The organism is Streptomyces sp. KM273126 (assembly GCF_004337435.2).
GTDB lineage: Bacteria > Actinomycetota > Actinomycetes > Streptomycetales > Streptomycetaceae > Streptomyces > Streptomyces acidicola.
In genome coordinates, this window is record NZ_SJXB02000002.1 from 1,524,530 (window position 1) to 1,547,947 (window position 23,418).

Here is a 23,418-nt window from a genome sequence, read left to right on the forward strand (position 1 = left end):
GGCCAAGGAGACCGTGCCGTGTGCGGAAGACCCGGCAAGATACCTGTAAGACCCGGCCGGACACCCGGGAAGACCGGCCGGACACCCTGTAAGACCCGGCCGGACACCCGGGAAGACCGGCCGGACACCCGGGAAGACCCGGCCAGATACCCGGAAGACCCGGCAAGATGCCCGGACCACCCGACCGGGTCCGCGCCTGCCGCGATCCTGCGCCGAGGGCCGTTCCGTCCTACGCTCACCCCGTGCTGCGTATCACCGACGCCCGCACCGGCGCACCCACCGAGGTCCGCCGGACCCTCACCCGCGTCCAGGCGCACGTGACCGGGGCCGGGACCTCGGCGCTGCGCGTACTGCTCGTCGCCGACGTGCTCGCACGGGCCCTGGAACTGGACCGCATCCCCGCCCTCACCATCGCCGATCCGCCCCCTGACCTTCGGAGACGCGCCGAGGCCCTCGGTATCCGACCGGCCGGGAGCACCGCCCCGGTCACCGGCCGCACCCTGCACGTGGCCGGACCGGACACCCCCGCACCGGAGGGCGGCATCCACATCCGGGTCGCCCCGGCAGCGGGCACGGCGGACGAATCCGTCCTGCGGTTCGCCCTGCTGGCCGTTCCCCGCACCGAACCCGCCGACCCGGGCGCGAGCGCCGACGAGGCCCGCGCCACCCTCGGGCGCTGGCGCAAGGCCGTCGCCACCTGGGCCACCCGCCCCTCCCGGCCCGTCCCCGAGCCCGTACGACACGACCTGCGCACCGCCTGGGAGAACGATCTGGACGTGCCCGCCGTGCTCGACGTCCTGCGCCGAGTCGAGCGCGCCGAGGACCTGCCCGACGGCGCCCGCTTCGAGACGTACGCCTACGCCGACCGCCTCCTCGGCCTCGACCTCACCCGCGACATCGGAGCCGCGCCATGACCGACACGACCGGCGCACTCCCGTGTACGCCGCGCAGACTCGTCGTCCTGCGGCACGCCAAGTCCGCCTGGCCCGCGGGCGTCCCCGACCACGACCGCCCGCTCGCCCCCCGTGGCCTGCGCGACGCACCCGCCGCCGGACGCGCCCTCGCCGCGGCCGGCCGCCTGCCCGACCTGGCCCTCTGCTCCACCGCCGAGCGCGCCCGCCGGACCTGGGAGCTCGCCGCCGCCCAGTGGGGCACCGCACCGCCCGTACGACACGAGCGGCGGCTGTACGCGGCCGACGTGCCGGAGCTGCTGGCGGCCGTGCGCGCGGTCCCCGACGAGGTGACGACACTGCTGCTCGTCGGGCACAACCCGGGCCTGGAGGAACTCGTCCTGGAACTGGCCGGGGACGATGTCGATGACGCGCTGGACGCCGTCCGCACGAAGTTCCCCACCTCCGCGATCGCGGTCCTCGACTGGCACGGCCACTCCTGGAAGGACCTCGCCCCCGGCACGGCGCTGCTGACCGCGATGACCGTGCCGAGGGGGAAGAAACACTCCTAGGAACAGCCCTGGGAAGCACCCTGGGAGGAGCCCGGGGAAGACGCCCCGGCGGTGCGCATAGGCTGGCCCGATGCAGGACGAGTACCGCACCGTCGCCCGCTCGGGCGTGCACGAGACCGAGGTCAACCGCTCCCGCTTCCTGTGCGCGCTCGCCCCGGCCGCCACCGAGCGGGAGGCCCAGGACTTCGTCGCACGCGTCCGCAAGGAGCACGCCGACGCCACGCACAACTGCTACGCGTACGTCATCGGCGCCGACGCGGCCGTCCAGAAGGCCAGCGACGACGGGGAACCGGGCGGCACCGCGGGCGTCCCCATGCTCCAGATGCTGCTGCGGCGGGACATGCGGTACGTCGTCGCCGTCGTCACCCGCTACTACGGCGGGGTCAAACTGGGCGCGGGCGGACTCATCAGGGCGTACGGGGGCGCGGTGGGCGAAGCCCTGGACACCCTCGGGATCATCACCCGCAGACGTTTCCGCCTGGCGACCGTGACCGTGGACCACCAGCGCGCCGGCAAGGTGCAGAACGACCTGCGGTCCACCGGGCGCGAGGTGCGCGACGTGCGGTACGGGGAGGCCGTCACGATCGAGATCGGCCTGCCGGACGCCGACGTCGAATCCTTCCGCGCCTGGCTCGCCGACGCGACCGCGGGCACGGCGCGGTTCGAGCTCGGGGGAGAGGCGTACGGCGACGGGTGACGAGCTGTCGGCCGGAGCCACCACAAAACGGGGCGTTACCGGAGTAGCCGCCCGTGCTGTCCGACCCGGCCGTTAGTCTCGGGGATCATGAGGCTGCTGCACACTTCCGACTGGCATCTCGGCCGGGCGTTCCACCGGGTGAACATGCTCGGGGCCCAGGCCGAGTTCATCGGCCACCTCGTCCGATGCGTGCGCGAGCGCGAGGTGGACGCGGTGGTCGTGTCGGGGGACGTGTACGACCGGGCGGTGCCCCCGCTGGCCGCGGTCGAGCTGTTCGACGACGCCCTGCACCGGCTGGCGGAGCTGGGGGTGCCGACGGTGATGATCTCCGGGAACCACGACTCGGCGCGCCGGCTCGGCGTCGGCGCCGGGCTCATCGGCCGCGCGGGCATCCATCTGCGGACCGACGCCGCGGCGTGCGGCACGCCCGTGGTGCTCGGCGACACGCACGGCGACGTGGCGTTCTACGGACTGCCGTATCTGGAACCGGCGCTGGTGAAGGACGAGTTCGGGGTCGACAAGCCGGGCCACGAGGCTCTGCTCGCCGCCGCCATGGACCGGGTCCGTGCCGATCTCGCCACGCGCGCCGGGGGTACGCGTTCCGTGGTGCTCGCCCACGCCTTCGTCACCGGCGGCGAGGCCAGCGACAGCGAGCGGGACATCTCCGTGGGAGGAGTCGCCTCGGTGCCCGCCGGAGTCTTCGACGGCGTGGACTACGTGGCGCTGGGCCACCTGCACGGCAGCCAGGTCATCACCGGGCGCGTGCGGTACTCGGGCTCCCCTCTGGCGTACTCGTTCTCGGAGGCCGACCACCGCAAGAGCATGTGGCTCGTCGACCTCGGAGCCGACGGCTCGGTCGAGGCCGAGCGGATCGACTGCCCGGTGCCACGCCCGCTGGCCCGTGTCCGGGGGGAGCTGGAGGACCTGCTCGCCGACCCGGAGCTCGCGCGGTACGAGGACGCGTGGATCGAGGCGACCCTCACCGACCCCGTCCGCCCCGCCGACCCCATGGCACGGCTGAGTGAGCGTTTCCCGCACACGCTCAGCCTCGTCTTCGCCCCTGAGCGGTCCCCCGAGGACCCGGACGTCTCCTACGCCAGACGCCTCGCGGGGCGCGACGACCGGCAGATCGCGGAGGACTTCGTGGCCCATGTGCGCGGCGCGGGGCCCGACGAGAGTGAACAGGCCGTGCTCCAGGACGCGTTCGACGCGGTGCGTGCCGACGAGGCCGTGCGGGAGGGCGCCCGGTGAGGCTGCACCACCTGGACATCACGGCCTTCGGGCCGTTCGGCGGCTCCCAGCAGGTCGACTTCGACGAACTGTCCGCGGCCGGGCTCTTCCTGCTGCACGGTCCGACGGGCGCGGGCAAGACGTCCGTCCTCGACGCCGTCTGCTACGCGCTGTACGGCTCGGTGCCGGGCGCCCGGCACAGCAGCCAGGGGCTGACGCTGCGCAGCGACCATGCGGCGCCCACGACCCGTACCGAGGTCCGGCTCGAACTCACCGTCGCCGGACGCCGGTTGGAGGTCACCCGGCAGCCGCCCTGGGAGCGCCCCAAGAAGCGTGGCACGGGCACGACGCTCGACAAGGCGCAGAGCTGGCTGCGCGAGTACGACCCGGTGGCGGGCTCCTGGAAGGACCTCAGCCGCTCCCACCAGGAGATCGGCGAGGAGATCACCCAGCTCCTCGGCATGAGCCGCGAGCAGTTCTGCCAGGTCGTGCTGCTGCCCCAGGGGGACTTCGCGCGTTTCCTGCGCGCCGACGCCGAGGCCCGCGGAAGGCTCCTCGGGCGGCTCTTCGACACGCACCGCTTCGCCGAGGTCGAGAAGCGCCTCGCCGAGCGCAGGCGCACCACGGAGGCCGAAGTCCGCGCGGGCGACACGGAGTTGCTCGCCGACGCGCACCGCATGCAGCAGGCCGCCGGTGACGCGACGCCCCCGCCCGAGCTGGCGCCGGGCGACCCGGGGCTCGCCGAGGCGGTGCTGGCCTGGGCGGCCGTGGCCCGCAGCACGGCGCGCGAGCGGCTCACCATCGCGCACTGCGCACGGGCCGCCGCCGACTCGGCACGGGCCGCCGCCGAACGCACCCTCGACGAGGTACGCGAACTGGCGCGGCTGCAACGGCGGTTCGCGGAGGCCAGGGAGCGGGCCGGGCTCCTCCAGGAGCGGGCCGACTCCCACCGCCGGGCGCAGGCGCGGATGGAGCGCGGCCGCAAGGCCGAGACCGTCGCGCCCGCGCTGGACCTCCGGGACGCGGCCGAGGCCGAGCACCACCGCGCCGCGACGGACGAGACCCGCGCGCGTGCCCTGCTCCCGCGGGCGTACGCCGAGGCCGGTGCGGCGGGGCTCGCCGCCGCCGCGCGCAAGGCCGCCGAGGAGCTGGGCGGACTGGAGTCGGCCCGGCGCGCCGAGCAGCGGCTGGCCGGCCTCGTCGCCGAGCGCGCCGACCTGGACCGCCAGGAGCGGGCGGACGAGGACGTGCTCCACGAGGCCGAGAACTGGCTCTCCGGCTGGGACACGGCCCGCGCCGCCCTCCAGAGCCGTATCGAGTCCGCCCAGGAGGCCGCCACCCGGGCCGAACAGCTCGGTGTGCAGCGCGAACCCGCGCGCAAGCGGCTGGACGCCGCGCGGCTGCGCGACCAGCTGGCCGGCGACACGGACGAGGCTCACCAGCGTGCGCTCGCCTCCCGCGAACGGGCCGCGGACGCCCGCGCCCACTGGCTCGACCTCAAGGAGCAGCGCCTGCGGGGCATCGCCGCCGAACTCGCCGCCCAACTGGCCGACGGCGAGCCCTGTGCCGTCTGCGGAGCCACCGAACACCCGAGGCCCGCTCGCAAGGTGGCCGGGCACGTCGGCCGCGAGGACGAGGAGCAGGCCCTCGCCGCCCACCAGCGCGCCGAGGACGAGAGCGCCGAGGACGAGCGGCGCCTCGGTGTCGTACGCGAGGCGCTGGCCGCGGCCACCGCCGAGGCGGGAGACACGCCCACCGGGCAACTCGCCCAGCAGATGGCCGAGTTGGAGGAGAGGTACGCCGAGGCCCGTCGAGGTGCCTCCGGGCTGCACTCCGTGCAGGAGGAGCTGCGCAGGGCCGAGCACGAGCGGGAGCTACGGCTCGCCGCCGGGCAGGAGGCCGCGGTCCGGGCCGCGTCCAGGGTCGCCCGGCGGGACACGCTGGACCGCGAGAAGGCCTCCCTGGAAGCCGGGTTGGCCGAGGCGCGCGGCACCGCCGACTCCGTGGCCGCACGCGCCGCCCAACTGGAACGGCAGGCCGCACTGCTCACCGAAGCGGCCGACACGGCCCGCGCGGCCGACGACTCGGCGCAGCGGCTCAAGGACGCCGACGCCCGTCTCGCCGACGCCGCCTTCCGCGCCGGGTTCGACACCCCGCAGGCCGCGGCGGCCGCGCTTCTCGACGACGCGGAGCACCGCGACCTCCAACGGCGGCTCGACGCCTGGCAGTCGGAGGAGGCCGCCGTGCGCGCCGTCCTGGCGGAGGCCGACACCGCCGCGGCCGCCCAGCAGCCGCCCGCCGACCTGCACACGGCCGAGCGGGCCGCCGAAGCCGCCGGGAGGCGGCTCCAGGACACGGTCTCCGCGTGGGACGCGGCCGCGCGCCGCTGCACCGAACTCGACCGGCTGTCCGCCCGGGCCGCCGTCTCCGTCCGGCGGCTCGCGCCGCTGCGCGAGGAGTACGACCGCGTGGCCCGCATGGCCGGCCTCGCGGCCGGCACCTCCGCGGACAACGAACGCAAGATGCGCCTGGAGGCGTACGTGCTCGCCGCCCGCCTGGAACAGGTCGCCGCCGCGGCTACCGTACGGCTGCGGCGCATGTCGGCCGGGCGCTACACCCTCGTCCACTCCGCCGACCGCGCCGGACGCGGCCGCAGCGGACTGGGACTGCACGTCGTCGACGCCTGGACCGGCCGGGAGCGGGACACCGCGACACTGTCCGGCGGCGAGACGTTCTTCGCGTCGCTCGCGCTGGCGCTCGGCCTCGCGGACGTCGTCACCGACGAGGCGGGCGGCGTGCGCCTCGACACCCTCTTCATCGACGAGGGCTTCGGCAGCCTCGACGACCAGACCCTCGACGAGGTCCTGGACGTCCTCGACGCCCTCCGTGAGCGCGACCGCAGCGTCGGCATCGTCAGCCACGTCGCGGACCTCCGACGGCGCATCCACGCCCAGTTGGAGATCGTGAAGGGCAGGTCGGGGTCGGTCGTACGGCAGAGGGGTGCCGGCTGAGGCGGGGCGGGCGCGGTCACCGGCCCAGCGGGCGGCGCGGCAGCGGCGACGAGTAGACGACGCTCGTGGTCACCGACCCCAGCGCGCCGATCCTCCCCGTCACCTCCTCCAGATGACGCATCGAACGGGCCGCGACCTTGATGACGAAGCAGTCGTCGCCCGTGACGTGGTGCGCCTCCAGGATCTCCGGGGTCGCGGCGACGAGGTCGTGGAACGGCTTGTAGTTGCCGTGCGGGTACCTCAGCCGTACGAACGCCAGGATCGGCAGCCCCAGCCGCTCCGGGTCCACGACCGCCGCGTACCCCTGGATGACGCCCGCCTCCTCCAGCCGCCGCACCCGTTCCGTGACCGCGCTCGCGGACATCGAGACGGCCCGCGCCAGCTCGGCGAAGCTGGCCCGGCCCTCCCGCTGGAGGACGTCGAGGATGCGCCAGTCGGTGGCGTCCGGGGAATACGAGGTCATGTCCCTCACACAACAGGGGAATCCCCGGCCAATCAAGACCCACGCCGTGGATTGCCTCTTCAGAGAGCTGGATCACCGGACATAGATTTCCCGCCATGACCACGACGACTGTTGTGAACCCCGTCCTGCGCGTCGCCCCGGCGTCCCCCGCGGCCGCCGCCGTCCACTTCCGCGCGAGCCTCGCTTTCCACACCGACGTGTCCGACGTCGCCGTCGCCCTCGCCGCCGACGGCGACCCCGGTTTCGTCGTCCTCGACTCCCGTTCCACGGAGTCCTGGGACCAGGGCCATGTCCCCGGTGCGGTCCACCTGCCCACAGCCCTCATTGCCGACCAGGCGGAGCGACTCCTCGACAAGGCGGTCCCCGTCGTCACGTACTGCTGGGGTCCGGGCTGCAACGGTGCCACCCGCGCAGCCCTCGCCCTCGCCGAACTCGGCTTCTGCGTAAAGGAGATGCTCGGCGGCTTCGAGTACTGGGTGCGGGAGGGTCTCGCGTACGAGACGTGGGAGGGCCCTGAACGCCGCGCCACCGACATGCTGACCGCACCGGTGGACGCGGAGGACTGCGGCTGCTGAACATGTAGGGGACACTGATCTTCGTCCGGTGCGCCCCGTGTAGTTTCTCTTCGCATGTCTCGATACGCGGATCCAGGTGTGACGCAGTGGGTGGAGTCGGGCGGGGGACCGCTCGTCGCGGTACCTGAGGTGGTGTTGCCGTTCTGGACGGGAGCGGACGGCGGCGAGATGTCGTCCGACTACGATCGGGCCTGCGACATCAACGGCTCCATCGGTTTACTCCCCGTCGGTGACACCAGGGCTCTCGTGCTCGGCGACGAACCCGCCTCGACCGCTTACCTCCCCGAGCACGGCACCTTCGTCCGGTGGTACGCCGCGAACTCCGAGGACGAACTCCTCGCGGGGGTTCCCACGGCGCTGGAGTCCGCGCTGTGGGAACCGGAGGTGGAGTGGCGGGTGCCGGGCTCGGTGGTCGTGTTCGACGCCGCCTGGCCGGGGGACGGTTCGCGTCGCACGGACCACCTGCGTGTCGAACTGGAGCCGGGGCGCTACGGGGTGAGCGCCGCGTACGTGTCGGCCGGTCCCGAGACCTGGCTGGGGCTCGTCAGCCTGCGACGGCTCGCCGCCTGACCCGGAGCCGCGGCGCGGGCCGTACGAAATTCGCATGCGCCGCACGCGCCCGCCCCGCATCATGGTCGCCCATGCCTCAGTTCCCACACCCCGCGCCGGAAGAACTGCGTCGCGACCCGTTGCCCCTGAGCGGTCGCACGGCCCTTGTCACCGGGGCGAGCAGACGCGGCGGCATCGGTTACGCCGTGGCCCGCCGTCTCGCCGCGTACGGGGCGAGCGTGTACCTGCACCACCACGTGCCGCACGACACCGCCATGCCCTGGGGCGCCGACCATCCCGAGGAAGTGGCCGCCGGTGTGCGCGAGGTGCTGGGCGACCCGGACACGCGGGTGATCGACGGGCCGGGCGACCTGTCCGACCCGGCCGCGCCCGCCGAACTGGTCTCGCGGGCCGCGGACGCGCTCGGCGGACGCCTCGACATCCTCGTCGCCAACCACGCCCTCTCCGGCTCGGACGGCACACTCGACACCATCGACTCCGCGATGCTCGACGCCCACTGGGCGGTCGACACCCGCTCGGTGCTCCTTCTCGTCCAGGCGTACGCCCGGCTCCGGGCCGCGCTCCCGCCGCGCACGCCGGGCGGGCGCGTGATGATGATGACCTCCGGGCAGGACATCGCGGGCGGCATGCCGGGCGAGATCGCGTACGCCCTCCAGAAGGGCGCCCTCGCCTCGATCACCCGCTCTCTGTCCACCACCCTCGCCGACCTCGCCGTCACCGTGAACACCGTCAACCCCGGCCCCGTGGACACGGACTACAGAACCGGCGACGACTACGCGGCCATCGCCGCGATGTTCCCGGCCGGCCGCTGGGGCATGCCCGACGACCCCGCCCGCCTCATCTCCTGGCTCGCCACGGACGAGGCCGCGTGGATCACCGGGCAGGTCATCGACTCGGAGGGCGGGTTCCGTCGCTGAGACGGGACGCGTGGGCGCGTGACGGATGCCGCGGAGACCCGCCGGCATCCGTCCCCCGCCCACCGCACCGTCAGAGCTGCGACAGTTCGTCCACCAGGTCGTCCAGGCCCAGGGCACCCTGGGACAGGGCCGCCATGTGCCACGCCTTCAGGTCGAAGGCGTCGCCGTGGCGCCGCCGCGCGTTCTCGCGGCCCAACAGCCAGGCGCGCTCGCCGAGTTTGTAGCCGATGGCCTGGCCGGGGATGGTGAGATAGCGGGTCAGCTCGCTCTCCACGAAGTCCGCCGGGCGGCTGCTGTGCGCACCGAAGAACTCCTGGGCCAGCTCAGGCGTCCAGCGCTCCCCCGGACGGAAGGGGGAGTCGGCCGGGATCTCCAGCTCCAGGTGCATACCGATGTCGACGATGACGCGGGCCGCACGCATCATCTGCGCGTCGAGATAGCCGAGCCGCTCCTCCGCGTCCGTCAGGAAGCCCAGCTCGTCCATGAGGCGCTCCGCGTACAGGGCCCAGCCCTCGACGTTCGCGCTCACGCCGCCGACGGCGGCCTGGTAGCGGGAGAGGTCGTCCTTGACGTGCACCCACTGTGCGAGCTGGAGATGGTGGCCGGGGACGCCCTCGTGGTACCAGGTCGACACCAGGTCGTACACCGGGAAGCGGGTCAGCCCCATGGTGGGCAGCCAGGTGCTGCCCGGGCGTGAGAAGTCCTCGGACGGTGCCATGTAGTACGGGGCCGCGGCGCCGCCCGGCGGGGCGATGCGGGACTCCACCTTCCGTACCCGCTCGGCGAGTTCGAAGTGAGTGCCGTCCAGTTTTTCGACCGCCCGGTCCATCAGGCCCTGCAGCCACTCCCGGACCTCGTCGACGCCCTCGATGTGCCGGCCGTGCTCGTCGAGGTGCGCCAGCGCCTCCCACGGCGTCTTCGCGCCCGGGAGGATCTTCTCGGCCTCCTGTTTCATCTCGGCGAGCAGACGGTGGAACTCCGACCAGCCGTACGCGTACGCCTCGTCCAGGTCCAGGTCCGTACCGTTGAAGTAGCGCGACCAGCGTGCGTACCGCTCGCGGCCCACCACGTTCGGCGCGCCCTCGACGGCGGGCGCGTACGTGTCGCGCATCCAGTCCCGCAGTTCGACGACGGCCGCGGTCGCCGTGCGGGCCGCCTCGTCCAGTTCGGCGCGCAGCGCGTCGGGGCCCGCCGACGCGAAGTCCTCGAACCAGCCACGGCCCGAACCGTCCATGTCCGCCCACTCGGTGAGCTGCTCGATGAACGTGGCGGTGGGGCGTGGAGCCGCGTACAGCTTGCGCTCCAGACCGAGGGAGAGGGACTCGCGGTAGCCCGCCAGCGCGGCCGGCACCGCGCGCAGCCGGGCGGCGATCGCCGCCCAGTCCTCGTCCGTGTCGGTGGGGGTCACCGTGAAGATGTCTCGCACATGGTGTGCCGGCGTCGACATGTTGCCGACCGCCCGCAGGCCCTCCTCGGCCTCGTGCACGGCCAGTTGCGCGGTGAGCCGTTCGCGCAGCAGGCGCGCGCAGCGCCGCTCGATGTCGCTGTCCGCGCCCGGCTGCCGCTCCGCCTCGTCCAGCCGGGCGAGCGTCGCCCGCATCAGCTCCGCCTCGGCCTCCTGGCCTGCGGGCGACGTGTCGGGCAGCTTGCTCGAACTCTCCTTCACACCGAGGTACGTACCGGTCACCGGGTCGAGGGCGACGAGCTCGTCGACGTAGGCGTCGGCGACTTCACGGGGCAGTGGGCTCTTGGTGTCAGACATACGGGCCATCCTGGTACGGCGGTGGGGGCGGCGTCAGCCCGGTAAACGGGGGCCGCGCCGCCGGACGGCCGGATTCCGCTCAGGGCGTGACGCGGTCGGCGCGCGGTGGCAGCAGTGGCCCGCAGTCCCACTGCTGGAAGATCAACCGGGTCTCCACCCGCGCCACTTCCCGACGCGAGGTGAACTCGTCGAGGACCAGCCGCTGCAGATCCGCCATGTCCGCGACCGCGACATGCACGAGATAGTCGTCCGGCCCGGTCAGATGAAAGACCGTCCGTGACTCCTCAAGGGCCCGGATGCGCTCCACGAACGGCCCCACCAGTTCCCGTCGATGCGGCCTGACCTGCACGGACAGCAGCGCCTCCAGGCCGCGCCCGAGCTTGGCCGGATCGAGCCGCAGCCGATGACCGAGGATCACGCCGCAGCGGCGCAGCCGCGTCACCCGGTCCAGGCAGGTCGACGGAGCCACCCCGACCTGCGCCGCGAGATCGCGGTAGGTCGTCCGGGCGTCGTTCTGCAGCAACCGCAGAAGGTGGAGATCCACCGGATCCAGTGCGACGGATTCAGCCATGGGCCGAACGTAACACGGGGCTCGCCGCTGACAGCCCGCTCGATGTTCACCCTGGCGCCCATGAACCCATCGAGCACGCACGCGTACGACCGCGCACGCACCACGCCGCGCGCGCTGGCCACCGAAGCCGTGCACGCGGGCCGCGACGACCTCGCGCGCCAGGGCCTGCACGCCCCGCCGATCGACCTGTCGACCACCTATCCCTCGTACGACAGCCGCGGCGAGGCCGCCCGTATCGACGCCTTCGCCGCCGACGGCGCACTGCCGGAGGGAACACCGGTCTACGGGCGGCTCGGCAACCCGACCGTCGCCCGCTTCGAGACGGCCCTCGCCCGGCTCGAAGGCACCGAGAGCGCGGTCGCGTTCGCGAGCGGCATGGCCGCGCTGAGCGCCGTGCTCCTCGCACGTGCCTCGACGGGGCTGCGCCACGTCGTCGCCGTACGCCCGCTGTACGGGTGCAGTGACCATCTCCTGACCGCGGGACTGCTCGGCTCGGAGGTCACCTGGGTCGACCCGGCCGGCATCGCGGACGCCCTGCGCCCCGACACCGGGCTGGTGCTCGTCGAGTCCCCGGCCAACCCGACCCTCGCCGAACTCGACCTGCGGGCCATCGCCCACGCCTGCGGTTCGGTGCCGCTCCTCGCGGACAACACCTTCGCCACGCCCGTGCTGCAACGCCCGGTGGAACACGGCGCCCGGCTCGTCCTGCACAGCGCCACCAAGTACCTCGGCGGCCATGGGGACGTCATGGCCGGGGTCGTGGCCTGCGACGAGGAGTTCGCCGGGCGGCTGCGCCAGGTCCGCTTCGCCACCGGCGGCGTCCTCCACCCGCTCGCCGGTTACCTGCTGCTGCGCGGCCTCGCGACCCTGCCGGTACGGGTCCGCGCGGCCTCCGCGACCGCCACGGAACTCGCCCGGCGGCTCGCCGCCGACCCGCGCGTCGCCCGCGTCCACTACCCGCGCATCGGCGGCGCCATGGTCGCCTTCGAGGTCCACGGCGACCCCCACGAGGTCATCGCAGGCGTGCGCCTCGTCACACCGGCCGTGAGCCTCGGCAGCGTCGACACGCTGATCCAGCATCCCGCGTCCATCAGCCACCGCATCGTGGCGGAGCCGGACCGGCACGGGGCCGGGGTCAGCGACCGTCTGCTCCGTATGTCGGTGGGCCTGGAGGACGTCGAGGACCTGTGGGGCGACCTCGACGGAGCGCTGGGCACGGACCGGTGCTCCCGGCGGAGCGTCAGCGCTCCTGGGCCCTCTCGTACGGCAGACGGGAGGCCATTGGCGTCGCGTCCAGGCGGGCGGTGACGACCAGGGTGCCCTCCTCGATCTGGTAGTCGAGGGGGAGCCCCAGGCCGCGCATCGCGGCGACCATGCCGGTGTTGGAGGACTGCGTCACGGCGTACACGCTCGCGCAGCCCGCCTCGGCCGCCATCGTCACCAGACGGCCCAGCAGTTCGCTTCCGATGCCGCGCCGCTGCCACGCGTCCTCGACCAGCAGCGCGACCTCCGTCTCGTCGCCGTCCCACAGCAGGTGGCCGAGACCGACGATCTTCCCCGAGGCCGTCTGCACGGCCAGGGTGCGGCCGAAGCGGGGGCTGAGGAGGTGGTTGAGGTAGCGGTCGGCGTCGCCCACCGGGCCGTGGTAGCGCAGGCCCAGCGTGCGCGCCGAGCACCGCGCGTGCATCGCCTTCGCCCCGTCGAGGTCGTCCGTGTCGGCGCGCCGTACCTTTATGTCGCTGCCCTCCGCCAGCTTCAGCACGTCCTGGCTGCGCGGAATCCGCGGACCCAGCCGGGCGTCCAGCTCCACCAGGGCCCGCGCCCGCGCGAACTCCGTCGGCGTGAACGGCAGATACGGCCGCTCCACCGTGATCTCCCCGCCCTCCGGCGCCCGCAGTCGCATCACCGTGTCCTCCAGGGCCCCTTCCTGGGGCAGGGCCGCGTCGGGGGTGGATGAGGGTCCCCCCTGCTCGGACAAAGATGAGAGCTTGGGGGAGGGAAGCGAACGGATGGTGCACCGGCCGAGCAACTGGCGCAGGGCGAGCGGGAGTTCCGCCGCGTCCAGTGCCGTCCGGGTGGCCAGGCCCAGCACCCGGGTGGGTGCGTCGACGAGGTCATGGGCGTCGGCCCGCTCGATCCACGTATCTCCGCCGCCCGCCTGCGAGACAGCACGGGTGATCTCGGACGCGGCCAGTTCCTCGGGCGAACGCAGCAGGAACTCGTCCACCGTGCCCTCGGCCAGCGGATGCGTCTGCAGACTGAGGATGTCCACCCGGTGACCGGCCAGCGCGCTGCACAGCGTGGCCAGCGAGCCGGGCTCGTCCTTCACCGTCGTCCTCATCCGCCACAGCGCCGACACCCCGTCGGCCCCGGACGGCCCGGCCTGCTGCTCCTCGGCGAGCGGCCGGGCGCCGGTATCGTCCGCCGGCGGTGCGTGGCCGTGGCGGCGTGACCACCACATGTGGAAGCCGGCCGTGGCGATGAGCACTAACGCCGAGATCAGCAGCAGCGCCGGACCGTCGGGCCCGTGTCCGATCAGGTTCGCCACGGCGTCGGCAACCGCCACGGCCGTGAACAGCGCGGCGAGTTCCACCACGTCCCGTCGCCAGTGGTGGACGGGGCGACCGTCTCTCGCCCGCTTCACACCAGTCATGTCAGGAGTCATGCAATCACTGTGACAGTAGGGTGTTGCGTGATCACGAACTCTCTGTGACTGATCGGTTAAGTGGCGTTCCGCACCTTTTGCTGCTCTTTGTGCGCGCAGGTGCGGACGCCATCGGTGTCAGGGTCGTCCCAGGGTTACTGTCCGACCCGTCCCGGCTGCAGGACCTTCGTGAACAGCACGGTCCCGTCCTGCTCGCGCAGCCGTACCGTCAGCTCCCCGCTGTCACCGTCGATGTCGACCTCGCCGAAGAACTGGTAGCCGCCGGCAGGCGAGACGTTCGAGGCGGTCGGCGCCTTCACGAACACCCGCTCCGGGCCGAAGGTGTTGTCGAGGGCGCTCGCCGGGAACGCACCCGCGTTGAGCGGGCCGGAGACGAACTCCCAGAACGGCTCGAAGTCGGTGAACGCGGCCCGCGACGGCTGGTAGTGCTGGGCCGAGGTGTGGTGCACATCGGCGGTCAGCCACACCGTGCCCGTGATCCTGCGGTGCTTGATGAACCGCAGCAGCTCCGCGATCTGCAGCTCACGGCCCAGCGGCGCGCCCGGGTCGCCCTGCGCCACGGCCTCGATGTGCTTCTTGCCCTCGGTCGCGTCGGGCACGACCAGGCCGAGCGGCATGTCGGCGGCGATCACCTTCCACACCGCACGCGACCGGGACAGCTCGCGCTTCAGCCACTCGAGCTGCTCGGCGCCCAGGATGCCCTGCGGGTCGGTGGTCTGGTCGTCCGGCGAGTTCGCGTTGCGGTACGTGCGCATGTCCAGCACGAACACGTCCAGCAGCGGGCCCTGGTGCAGCACCCGGTGGACCCGGCCGTCCCGCTCGCCCGGCCGCAGCGTGGAGATCGGGAAGTACTCGCTGAACGCCTGCCGCGCGCGCCCCACCAGGACGTCGACGCTCTTCTCGGTGTAGCGGGTGTCGGAGTCCAGGATCACCTGGCCCGGGTACCAGTTGTTGCGCACCTCGTGGTCGTCCCACTGGATGATGGACGGCACCTGGGCGTTGAAGTTCCTGAGGTTCTCGTCCAGCAGGTTGTAGCGGAAGTTGCCGCGGAACTCCGCGAGGGACTCGGCGACCTTCGACTTCTCCTCGGTGGTGATGTTCCGCCAGACGCTGCCGTCGGGAAGCGCCGCCGTCGCCGCGATCGGCCCGTCGGCGTAGATGTTGTCGCCGCTGCAGAGGAAGAAGTCCGGGTCCAGCGCGCCCATCGCGTCGAAGATGCGGTAGCCGCCGATGTCCGGGTTGATGCCCCAGCCCTGGCCCGCCAGGTCGCCCGACCACACGAAGCGCACTCCGTCACGGCGCTTCACCGGTGCCGTACGGAACGTGCCGGTGACCGGCTCGCCGGTGCGGCGCGGGTCGTCCGGGTCGGCCAGCAGGACGCGGTAGTGGATCTGCTCGCCCGACGGCAGGCCGCGCAGCCGGGTCGTCCCGGTGAAGTCCGTGCCGGAGCCGAGCAGGGGGCCGTGCCGGCGGACCGGGTTACGGAAGGACTCGGTCGCGGACGTCTCGACGATCATCCGGGCCGGACGGTCGGAACGCACCCACACCAGTCCGGAATCGGTGGTCACGTCCCCGGTCTGCACGCCCCATCCGGCCTGCGGCCGTCCCGACAGGGTGAACGCCGGTGCCGCGCCGAGGGTGGCGGGCACGGCCAGGGCCGCAGACGCGGCGAGAGAGCCGCGCAGCACGCTGCGACGGCCGGGCAGGGGGCTCTGCGAACGGTGTGACATGAATGCGCCTCCAGGGACGGATCCGGCCAATGGACAATGCCACAACTACTGGGGCACCACGGCTCACACGGAAACCACAAGTGAACAGCCGACCCCGCGAAGAAAGGAACCGGCGTGCGACTCCGGGCGCGTCGCGCCCTCGGGAGACGGTTCACGGAACCTCAGGCACGGGTCCTCGGGCATGTGACCTCAGGCACGGGTCCTCGGGCATGGGACGCAGCGGCCCGTGCCATCACGGAGCGGCCCGAGCCATCAGTCGCACACCCTCACGAATCCGCCCCGGCGGCAGATGCGCGTATCCCAGCACCAACCGCACCCGGTCGTCCGGAACCCGCCCGTGGTCCGCGAGCGGACGCACCGAGACCCCGGCCGCCGTCACCCGCCTCATGAACAGGTCCAACGGCCCGTACGCGTCGGGCAGCGTGGCGATGACGTGCAGCCCCGCAGCGATCCCGGACACCTCCGTGCCGGGAAGGTGTTCCTCCAGGGCGGCTACGAGCGCGTCGCGCCGCTCCCGGTACGCGCGCTGGCAGCGCCGCAGCTGCCGGTCGTAGTCGCCCCGCTCGACGAAGCGGGCGAACACCGCCTGGTCGAGCGTCGGATGGCCGAGGTCCATGGTCCGCTTGCGCTCCACGACCTCCTCGGCCAGCGTCTGAGGGACGAGTAGCCAGCCGAGCCGCAACCCCGGGGCGAGGGACTTGCTGACGGACCCGGTGTACGCGACCCGCTCGGGGTCGAGGCCTTGAAGCGCACCCACGGGGGCCCGGTCGTAGCGGAAGTCCCCGTCGTAGTCGTCCTCGACGAGCAGCCCGTCCAACGAGCGTGCCCAGTCGAGGAGTTCGGCCCGTCGACGCGCCGAGTACGCGATCCCGGACGGGAACTGGTGGGAGGGCGTGGTCACGACGACCCCTACCCCCGCCTCCCGCAGCGGACCCATGGCCAGTCCCTCCGCGTCCAGCGGCAGCGGTACGGCGCCGATGCCCGCCGAGGCGTACAGCGCGTTGTGCTGGGGGCTCCCAGGATCCTCGACGCCGACGGCGCGTACCCCGCGCGCGTGGAGCACGAAGCCCAGCAGGGCCGCCGCCTGGGCCACGCCCGAGACCACCACGATCCGTTCCGGGTCCGCGACCACGCCCCGGCGCCGGGCGAGGAGCTCCGCGAGCGCCGTACGCAGCCGGGGCAGCCCGCGCGGATCGGGGTAGCCCAGCGCGTGGTGCGGGAGTTCGGCGAGCACTGAGCGCTGAGCCGCCGCCCATGCGGCACGCGGGAACAGTGACAGGTCCGGCGTTCCAGGGAGGAAGTCGGCGCGGGCCCCGGGGGGACGGGGGCGAGGTCACGCGCCCGGGGGCGTGCGGACCGTACGGCATCGCCCACCCAGGTGCCCGAGCCCCGCCCGCTCCTCACATACCCCTCGGCGGCCAGCTGCTCGTACGCCTCCGTCACCAGTCCCCGTGACACGCCGAGATCGGCGGCCAGTTCACGGCTGGACGGCAGCCGCGTGCCCGGCGCGAGGCGTCCCGTACGGACCGCCTCGCGCAGCGCCGCCTGCAACGTGCGCCCACGCGCGCGTGCCGGTGCGGAGGCGGCCGGCAGAAGCAGTTCCCAGGCGGCGGCCCAGGGAGCGGAACCCGACGGCGGACCCTGCCGGCCTTGCCGACCTTCCGGATTGGTCCCCGATGACGTCATGGAAGTGGACCTTAAACCGGACCGCCCGCCTTCATAGCGTCACCACCATGAACGCCACGACCACCCGCGGAACCCTCCTCACCGCCCTCGCCTGCGTCCTCGTCGGCGCCTCCTTCACCGCCAACAGCCTCCTCGGCGACTACCCGTACGCGGGCGGCCAGTTCCTCCGCTACGGCCTCGCCTGTCTGCTGCTCCTCCCGCTGGTCGGCCGCGGCGCCTTGGCACCCCTGCGGCGGCTGGCCCCGCGTCAGTGGGCGCGGCTGGCGCTGCTCGCGGCCGTCGGCATGGTCGGGTTCAACCTCGCGGTGATCGCGGCCGAGCGCACCGCGGAACCCGCCGTACCCGGCGTCTTCGTGGGCTGTGCGCCCGTGGTCGTCGCCGTGGTCATTCCCCTCATGGAGGGGCGTCGAGCGCAGCGGCTCGTCCTGTACGGCGCGTCGCTCGTCGCGGCGGGCGCGTTCACGGTCCAGGGGTGGGGCCGTACCGACGGCGCCGGAATCGCCTTCTCCCTGGGCGCCCTGGTGGGGGAGGTCGGTTTCGCGGTGCTCGCCGTGCCGGTGCTGCGCCCGCTCGGACCACGGCTGCTGTCGGCCACGGTGTGCGGGATCGCCGCGGTCGAGTCGGCGGCGGCCGGCGTCCTCACGGAGGGCACCGCCTGGCTGCGCACACCGGACCCGACCGAGACGGCCGCGCTGCTGTGGCAGGCGGTGGTCGTCACCGTCATCGGCTTCGTCTGCTGGTACATGGGCATGGAGCGCATCGGCGCGGAGCGCGCCACGCTCTTCTCCGGTCTCATCCCCGTGGCCGCCGCCTGCACCGCCCCCCTCGTCGGCACGGGCTCGTACGGCCTCGCGCAGGCCCTCGGCAGCGCGCTGGTCGGTGCCGGGGTCGCGCTGGGATCGCGGGTGCCCGCCCGCGCCACGTCCGGTCCGGTACGCCGAAGTGGCCGCCGGGCGTCGCCTGGACAGGGCGGCACCCGTCGGATGGGATGGAGGGCGTGACCACCGACACCGCGACCGAGGTCTTCGAAGAACACCGGCCCGTCCTGATGGGCGTCGCCTACCGCATGCTCGGTCGGGTGGCCGACGCGGAGGACGTGGTCCAAGAGGCGTGGCTGCGCTGGTCCGGCACCGACCCTTCCGACGTGCGCGCACCACGCGGCTACCTCGTCCGGATCACCACCCGGCTCGCCATCGACCGGCTGCGCCACGTGAAGTCCCGCAACGAGGCGTACGTCGGCCCCTGGCTGCCCGAGCCGTACGCCACCGACTTCGCGGACACGGTTCCGGACGCCGCCGAGCGGGCCGTGCTCGCCGACTCCGTGTCGCTGGCCGTCCTCGTCGTCCTGGAATCCCTGTCACCGCTGGAGCGCGCGGTCTTCGTCCTCCGCGAGGCCTTCGGCTACCCGTACGCCGACATCGCGGCCGTCCTCGACCGCAGCGAGCCCGCCGTGCGCCAGCTCGCCGGGCGGGCCCGCAAGCACGTGCACGAGCGGCGGCCGCGCTACGAGGTGGACCCGGCCGAGCGCCGCGAGATGACGGAGAAGTTCCTCGCCGCCGCGGCCGGCGGCGACCTGGAGGACCTCATGTCGCTGCTGGCCCCCGACGTCCGCCTGGTGGGCGACAGCGGCGGCCTCGCGCAGGCGCCCGTGCGGGTGCTGGAGTCGGCCGACAAGGTGGGGCGGTTCTTGCACGGTGCGGCCCGGAAGGGCGTACCGGACGCGTCGTTCCGCTTCATGGAGATCAACGGCGGCCCCGCGCTCGTCACCCTGTCCGGCGGCAAGGTGGACAGCGTGTTGCAACTCGACGTCGTGGACGGCCGGGTCCAGTGCGTCTACATCCTTCGCAACCCGGAGAAGCTGCTGTCGCTGACGGTCGACCACCAGCCGTCGCAGGACTAGCCACCTCACCACGCAGCCGTCCTACTCCCCGGGATTGGTCTTGACCAAGGGTGAGGGCCGCCTTATCGTCGCAGAGAAAGTGCAACAACCTTTAATAAACAAGGGCGCTAAAACGCCGCCGGCCACGGCGAAACGCGGAGGACAGGGTGGGGACCACGCAGCTCGAAACGGCGCCGGAGCCGAAGTACTGGCATCTCAAGACCGTGCTCAGTGAAGCACTGGACTCCGAGTTCTCGGTGGGCGAGATCCTGCCCAACGAGCGTGACCTCGCGGCCCGCTTCGGCGTGGCCCGCGCGACGCTCCGCCAGGCACTGGAGCAGCTCGAACTGGAAGGCCGGCTCCAGCGCCGCCGCGGAGTCGGCACCACTGTCGCCCCGCCGCGCATGGGGGTGGCCGTCGGAACCGAGGAGCACACCTGGCCGGGCGCGGCCGGCGACGCCTGGCAGCCCGCCGACTGCACGGTGGCGGCTCCGCCCGCGGCGGTGGCAGACCTCCTGGAGTCCGTCCATGGCGAGCAGGTGCACACGGTGCGCCGCTCCCGGGTGAGCCGAGGCCAGCCCGTCGCCGCCGAACTGGTCTACGTCCCGGCATCCTCCGTGCCCGCCCTCCCCGCCATAGACACCCCTCCGGTGCGGCCCGCGCGCGTGCCGTGCTGCGCGAGCTCCAGCACCTGGAGCTGGAGGGCCAGGACCGTGCGGTGGAGCTCGGCTCCGCCAGCGCGGAGGACGCCAAGGAGCTCGACCGGCTGCCCGGCGCCCCGGTCCTCGTCGTCACGACCCGCTTCTTCGCCGCGGGGCGCACCGCGGCGGTCTCCGTGGCCACCTACCGCGCCGACACCTGCCGGCTGACCTTCGGTGACCACGACGGCGTCGAGATCCACCACGGTCCGGAGCGCCGCGCCTCCTGAACCGTCCGAGAAACCGCACCAGTCGCGCCCCGGGATGCCCGGGGCGCGATTTTTGTGCCCGACCGAGCGAGGCTCATATGCCGCTCAGCGCCGCGCCGTCACCGTGCTCTCCACCGCGAACAACTCCTCCTCCACATGGTCCAGCGCCAGCCGCAGTGCCCCGGTCGCGACGGCCGCCGCACCCAGCTTGGAGAGCGTCACCCTGGGAGGGCGCAGACAGCAGCGCGCCAGTTCGCCGCGCAGCGGGTCGAGCACACCGTCCAGGCCGGCCGCCCAGCCGCCGATGACGACCACCTCGGGGTCGAGTGCCAGGACGAGCGTCGCCACGTCGTGGACGAGCCGGTCGACGAAGCGGTCGACGGCCGCGCGGGCCCGCTCGTCGCCCTCACGCGCGTGCGCGAACACCTCGGCCACCGCCTGCTCGTCCAGGGGATGCAGGGGTTCGTCGGTGGTCGACAGCAACGCCTCCGGCCTGGCCCCGCGGCCCAGCAGATGCAGCGCGCCGATCTCCCCGGCCGCGCCCCCGAACCCCCGGTGCAGCCGCCCGCCGATCAGCGAACCGGCGCCGGGGCTGAGGCCCGCCAGCACGAACACCATGTCGTCGGAGTCGGTGCCCGCACCCTTCCAGTGCTCGGCGACCGCCGCCGCGTTGGCGTCGTTCTCGACCAGCACCGGGCACTTGAACGAACGGCTCAGCCGCTCGCCCAGCTTCAGCCCCGTCCACTCCGGAAGGGCCGTGCCCAGCCGCACCGTGCCGTCGGTCTCGACGACCCCGGGGCTTCCCACACCGACCGCGCGCAGCGAGCCGCGGGAGACGCCCACGCGGCGCAGCAGTTCGGCGACCGTCGTGCGCAGCCGCTCCAGCCGTTCGTCCGCCGACGCCTTCTCGTCGACGTCCTTGGACAGGGTGCCCAGCACCTGACCGTCGAGATCCGCGACGAGCGCCGTCACCCGGTGGGCTCCGATGTCCAGGCCCAGCAGATGACCGGCCTCCGCCCGGAACCGGAACCGTCGCGCGGGCCGCCCCTGCCGCCGTGCGGCACCCTCGTCGGCCGCCCGCTCCACGACGAGTCCCGTCTCGACCAGCCCCTCGACCACGCCCTCGACCGTCGGCCGGGACAGACCGGTCACCCGGGTGATCTCGGTCAGCGTCGCGTGGTCCGTGGCGCGCAACGCGTGCAGCACCACCGCTGAATTGATCCTGCGCAGCAGCGAAGGGTCCCCGCCGGTCAGCCGCCCCAACGTCCGTCCTCCCAGCTCGTGCGCGTGTTGGGCGGATGGTACTCGTCCTGGCCGACAGCGGCGAGGGCCGCAGCGTCCGGACCGGTGGCGGGCCCGGACGGCCCAGTACCAGCGCTCCCGTCAGCCTGGAGCCACGAACCCCGACTCGTACGCCGCGATCACGGCCTGCGTACGGTCCCGCGCGCCGAGCTTGGCGAGGACGGAACTCACATGCGACTTCACCGTCTCCGTGCCGACGACCAGCCGCCGGGCGATCTCCGCGTTCGACAGTCCGCGGGCCATCAGCCGCAGCACCTCCGCCTCCCGGCCCGTCAGCGCGGCCCGCTCCATGGCCGCCCGCGCCTCCCGGTTCCCGCCGTCGTCCCCGTACTCGGCGGCCAACTGCCGCACCGACGCCGGGAACAGCAGCGACTCGCCCTCCGCCACCAGCCGCACGGCGTGCACGATCTCCGCAGGCCGGGCCCGCTTCAGCAGGAATCCGTCGGCGCCCGCCCGCAGCGCCTCGTACACGTACTCGTCGTTCTCGAACGTCGTCACCACGAGGATCTTCGGCGGCTCCGGCACGGTCCGCAGCACCGCACGCGTGGCCTCGATGCCGTCCAGCAGCGGCATGCGGACGTCCATGGCCACGACGTCCGGCCGCAGTTGCCGCACCAAGGGGATCACCGCGGCACCGTCGGCCGCCTCCCCGACGACCTCGATGTCGGGCTGCGCTTCCAGTACGGCTCGCAGCCCAGCGCGCACGAGGGGCTCGTCGTCGACGAGCAGGACGGTGACCGGCATCCGGCCAGCCTAGATCAACAGTGCGGCACCAGGGTCGGCTTCCGGCCTGCGCGGGCCGCCACCGGTCAGCGCAGCGGCAGCTCGACCCGCACCTGCCAGTCGCCCCGGTCCGGGCCCGTCTGCGCCCGGCCACCGAGCAACGCTGCACGCTCCCGTATCCCCCGCAGCCCGCTGCCCCGCCCCGGCCCGGGTATCTCCGCCGTCAGCGGATTGCGGACCTCCAGGCCGAGCGAGCCGCCCGCCACCGCGACGCGGACCTGGACGGGCACGCCGCCCGCATGCCGCAGCACATTGGTCAGCGATTCCTGGAGGATGCGGTAACCCTCGCGGGAGACCGGGCCGGGCACGGTCTCCAGGGGCCCGGAGAGCTCGGCGTCGACCTTGGCGCCGGAGGCCCGCGCCGACTCCAGCAGCCGGTCGGCCTCGGTCAGGGTCGGGCGGCTGCTCACCGGGCGGTCCGCCTCGCGCAGGATGCCGAGGACCCGCTCCAGGTCCTCCAGCGCGGCCCGGCCGGTGTCCTCGATGGCGCCCAGGGCCCGGTCCGTGAACTCCGGGTCGCCCGCGGCCCGCGCCGCGCCCGCCTGCACCACCGCCACCGTCAGCGCGTGCCCGATGGAGTCGTGCAGCTCCCGGGCGATGCGGTTGCGCTCCAACAGCTGCTCGGTGCGCTCCTCCAGGGCGGCGAGCCGCTCGGCCGGGGAGGGCCCGAGCAGGCGGCGCGCGATGGCGGTGACCAGCTCACCGAGACCGACCACGAGGCCGTACAGCGCGATGAGGGGGAGCAGTGCCAGCAGGCCGTACACCCAGTGCGGTTGCGCGATGTCGAGGAGGGGGTTGTCGTACGGAACGCGCCCGAACGCCGCCGCCATCAGGTCGAAGGTGAGCAACGGTCCCCAGGTGGTGGTGCCCATGGCCACCGCGCCCAGGGCCATCCGGACCTCCAGCCACAGCACCGTACGCAGCCGGTCCCGCCACGTCGCCGACGGCACGGTGGAGATCCCCGAGTCCCGCTCACCCGGCACCAGCAGCAACTGCGCCTGCACACCCTCACCGTGCCGCACGGCCGGGATCAACCCGACCGGAATCAGCAGCAGCGCGGGCACCCACGGCTTCGACATGTCGATGAACAGCCACACGCTCTCGAACAGCATCGGCACCCACAGGTGCAACCAGCGCGTGTACGTCGTCCCCCGGAACAGCGGGCGCAGGAAGCGGGCCATTCCGGCATCCTGCCAGCCACCACTGAC

The 23,418-nt window shown here is 73.2% G+C and carries 19 protein-coding genes and 2 pseudogenes; 12 read left to right on the forward strand and 9 right to left on the reverse strand.

Annotated elements, in window-relative coordinates; genetic code table 11:
• Positions 1-242: 242 nt before the first annotated feature.
• The 5 genes from E0500_RS37355 to E0500_RS37375 all read left to right on the forward strand — a co-directional run bounded on the left by E0500_RS37355 (position 243) and on the right by E0500_RS37375 (position 6,400).
• Entirely contained in the window at positions 243-914 is a 672-nt protein-coding gene (locus E0500_RS37355; protein ID WP_131561487.1) for a hypothetical protein, read from the forward strand.
• The gene (locus E0500_RS37360; RefSeq protein ID WP_131561485.1) at positions 911-1,462 is read left to right on the forward strand and encodes a histidine phosphatase family protein; all 552 of its coding nucleotides are present in this window, start codon (positions 911-913) and stop codon (positions 1,460-1,462) included. Before E0500_RS37355 ends, E0500_RS37360 begins: the two co-directional genes overlap by 4 nt.
• 70 nt (positions 1,463-1,532) lie before the next feature.
• Positions 1,533-2,159: a YigZ family protein gene (locus E0500_RS37365; RefSeq protein ID WP_131561483.1), complete on the forward strand. Its 627-nt coding sequence runs from the start codon at positions 1,533-1,535 to the stop codon at positions 2,157-2,159.
• An 87-nt stretch (positions 2,160-2,246) separates the two neighbouring features.
• Complete coding sequence (locus E0500_RS37370) at positions 2,247-3,410, forward strand: exonuclease SbcCD subunit D (RefSeq protein WP_131561481.1); 1,164 nt, start codon at positions 2,247-2,249, stop codon at positions 3,408-3,410.
• Positions 3,407-6,400: an AAA family ATPase gene (locus E0500_RS37375; protein ID WP_131561479.1), complete on the forward strand. Its 2,994-nt coding sequence runs from the start codon at positions 3,407-3,409 to the stop codon at positions 6,398-6,400. The genes E0500_RS37370 and E0500_RS37375 overlap by 4 nt, the downstream gene beginning before the upstream one ends.
• Before the next feature lie 16 nt (positions 6,401-6,416).
• On the opposite strand, the gene E0500_RS37380 is transcribed toward E0500_RS37375, so the two are convergent.
• Positions 6,417-6,863, reverse strand: a complete 447-nt coding sequence (locus E0500_RS37380) for an Lrp/AsnC family transcriptional regulator (RefSeq protein ID WP_131561477.1) — start codon at positions 6,861-6,863, stop codon at positions 6,417-6,419.
• A gap of 95 nt (positions 6,864-6,958) precedes the next feature.
• Here E0500_RS37380 and E0500_RS37385 point away from each other — a divergent pair, with 95 nt between their 5' ends.
• The 3 genes from E0500_RS37385 (at position 6,959) to E0500_RS37395 (ending at position 8,925) form a co-directional block, all read left to right on the forward strand.
• A complete protein-coding gene (locus E0500_RS37385; protein WP_131561475.1) occupies positions 6,959-7,438 on the forward strand; it encodes a rhodanese-like domain-containing protein in 480 nt (159 codons plus the stop codon).
• Positions 7,439-7,492: 54 nt separating this feature from the next.
• Positions 7,493-8,008, forward strand: a complete 516-nt coding sequence (locus tag E0500_RS37390; RefSeq protein WP_131561473.1) for an immunity 21 family protein — start codon at positions 7,493-7,495, stop codon at positions 8,006-8,008.
• Positions 8,009-8,079: 71 nt separating this feature from the next.
• On the forward strand, positions 8,080-8,925 hold the full coding sequence (locus E0500_RS37395) for an SDR family oxidoreductase (RefSeq protein WP_131561471.1): 846 nt from the start codon (positions 8,080-8,082) through the stop codon (positions 8,923-8,925).
• Between the two features lie 70 nt (positions 8,926-8,995).
• Here the strand turns inward: E0500_RS37395 and E0500_RS37400 are convergent, their stop codons facing one another.
• Both E0500_RS37400 and E0500_RS37405 read right to left on the reverse strand, forming a co-directional pair.
• Positions 8,996-10,687 (reverse strand): DUF885 domain-containing protein, encoded by a 1,692-nt coding sequence (locus E0500_RS37400; RefSeq protein ID WP_131561469.1) that lies wholly within the window; start codon positions 10,685-10,687, stop codon positions 8,996-8,998.
• A gap of 79 nt (positions 10,688-10,766) precedes the next feature.
• Positions 10,767-11,258, reverse strand: a complete 492-nt coding sequence (locus E0500_RS37405; protein WP_131561468.1) for an Lrp/AsnC family transcriptional regulator — start codon at positions 11,256-11,258, stop codon at positions 10,767-10,769.
• Between the two features lie 60 nt (positions 11,259-11,318).
• Between E0500_RS37405 and E0500_RS37410 the strand changes: the two genes are divergently transcribed.
• Positions 11,319-12,566, forward strand: coding sequence for a PLP-dependent aspartate aminotransferase family protein (locus E0500_RS37410; RefSeq protein ID WP_131561466.1), 1,248 nt, complete (start codon positions 11,319-11,321; stop codon positions 12,564-12,566).
• On the opposite strand, the gene E0500_RS37415 is transcribed toward E0500_RS37410, so the two are convergent.
• The 3 genes and pseudogenes from E0500_RS37415 to E0500_RS37425 form a co-directional block, all read right to left on the reverse strand.
• A complete protein-coding gene (locus E0500_RS37415) occupies positions 12,499-13,923 on the reverse strand; it encodes a GNAT family N-acetyltransferase (protein WP_131561464.1) in 1,425 nt (474 codons plus the stop codon). The genes E0500_RS37410 and E0500_RS37415 overlap by 68 nt on opposite strands.
• A 134-nt stretch (positions 13,924-14,057) precedes the next feature.
• The gene (locus E0500_RS37420; RefSeq protein ID WP_131561462.1) at positions 14,058-15,653 is read right to left on the reverse strand and encodes an alkaline phosphatase; all 1,596 of its coding nucleotides are present in this window, start codon (positions 15,651-15,653) and stop codon (positions 14,058-14,060) included.
• Between the two features lie 232 nt (positions 15,654-15,885).
• Positions 15,886-17,339: pseudogene (locus E0500_RS37425) on the reverse strand (PLP-dependent aminotransferase family protein).
• A 47-nt stretch (positions 17,340-17,386) separates the two neighbouring features.
• Between E0500_RS37425 and E0500_RS37430 the strand changes: the two are divergent.
• The 3 genes and pseudogenes from E0500_RS37430 (at position 17,387) to E0500_RS37440 (ending at position 20,146) form a co-directional block, all read left to right on the forward strand.
• On the forward strand, positions 17,387-18,340 hold the full coding sequence (locus E0500_RS37430; RefSeq protein WP_131572269.1) for a DMT family transporter: 954 nt from the start codon (positions 17,387-17,389) through the stop codon (positions 18,338-18,340).
• Complete coding sequence (locus tag E0500_RS37435) at positions 18,337-19,239, forward strand: RNA polymerase sigma-70 factor (RefSeq protein WP_131572268.1); 903 nt, start codon at positions 18,337-18,339, stop codon at positions 19,237-19,239. Before E0500_RS37430 ends, E0500_RS37435 begins: the two co-directional genes overlap by 4 nt.
• Before the next feature lie 146 nt (positions 19,240-19,385).
• A pseudogene (locus E0500_RS37440) lies at positions 19,386-20,146 on the forward strand (GntR family transcriptional regulator).
• Between the two features lie 84 nt (positions 20,147-20,230).
• Here the strand turns inward: E0500_RS37440 and E0500_RS37445 are convergent.
• The 3 genes from E0500_RS37445 to E0500_RS37455 form a co-directional block, all read right to left on the reverse strand.
• Positions 20,231-21,388 (reverse strand): ROK family transcriptional regulator, encoded by a 1,158-nt coding sequence (locus E0500_RS37445; protein WP_131563764.1) that lies wholly within the window; start codon positions 21,386-21,388, stop codon positions 20,231-20,233.
• Between the two features lie 120 nt (positions 21,389-21,508).
• Positions 21,509-22,171 carry a response regulator transcription factor gene (locus E0500_RS37450; protein WP_131563765.1) on the reverse strand — a complete coding sequence of 221 codons (663 nt, stop codon included), beginning with the start codon at positions 22,169-22,171 and terminating at the stop codon, positions 21,509-21,511.
• Positions 22,172-22,236: 65 nt separating this feature from the next.
• Positions 22,237-23,391, reverse strand: coding sequence for a sensor histidine kinase (locus tag E0500_RS37455; protein ID WP_131563766.1), 1,155 nt, complete (start codon positions 23,389-23,391; stop codon positions 22,237-22,239).
• Positions 23,392-23,418 lie beyond the last annotated feature (27 nt).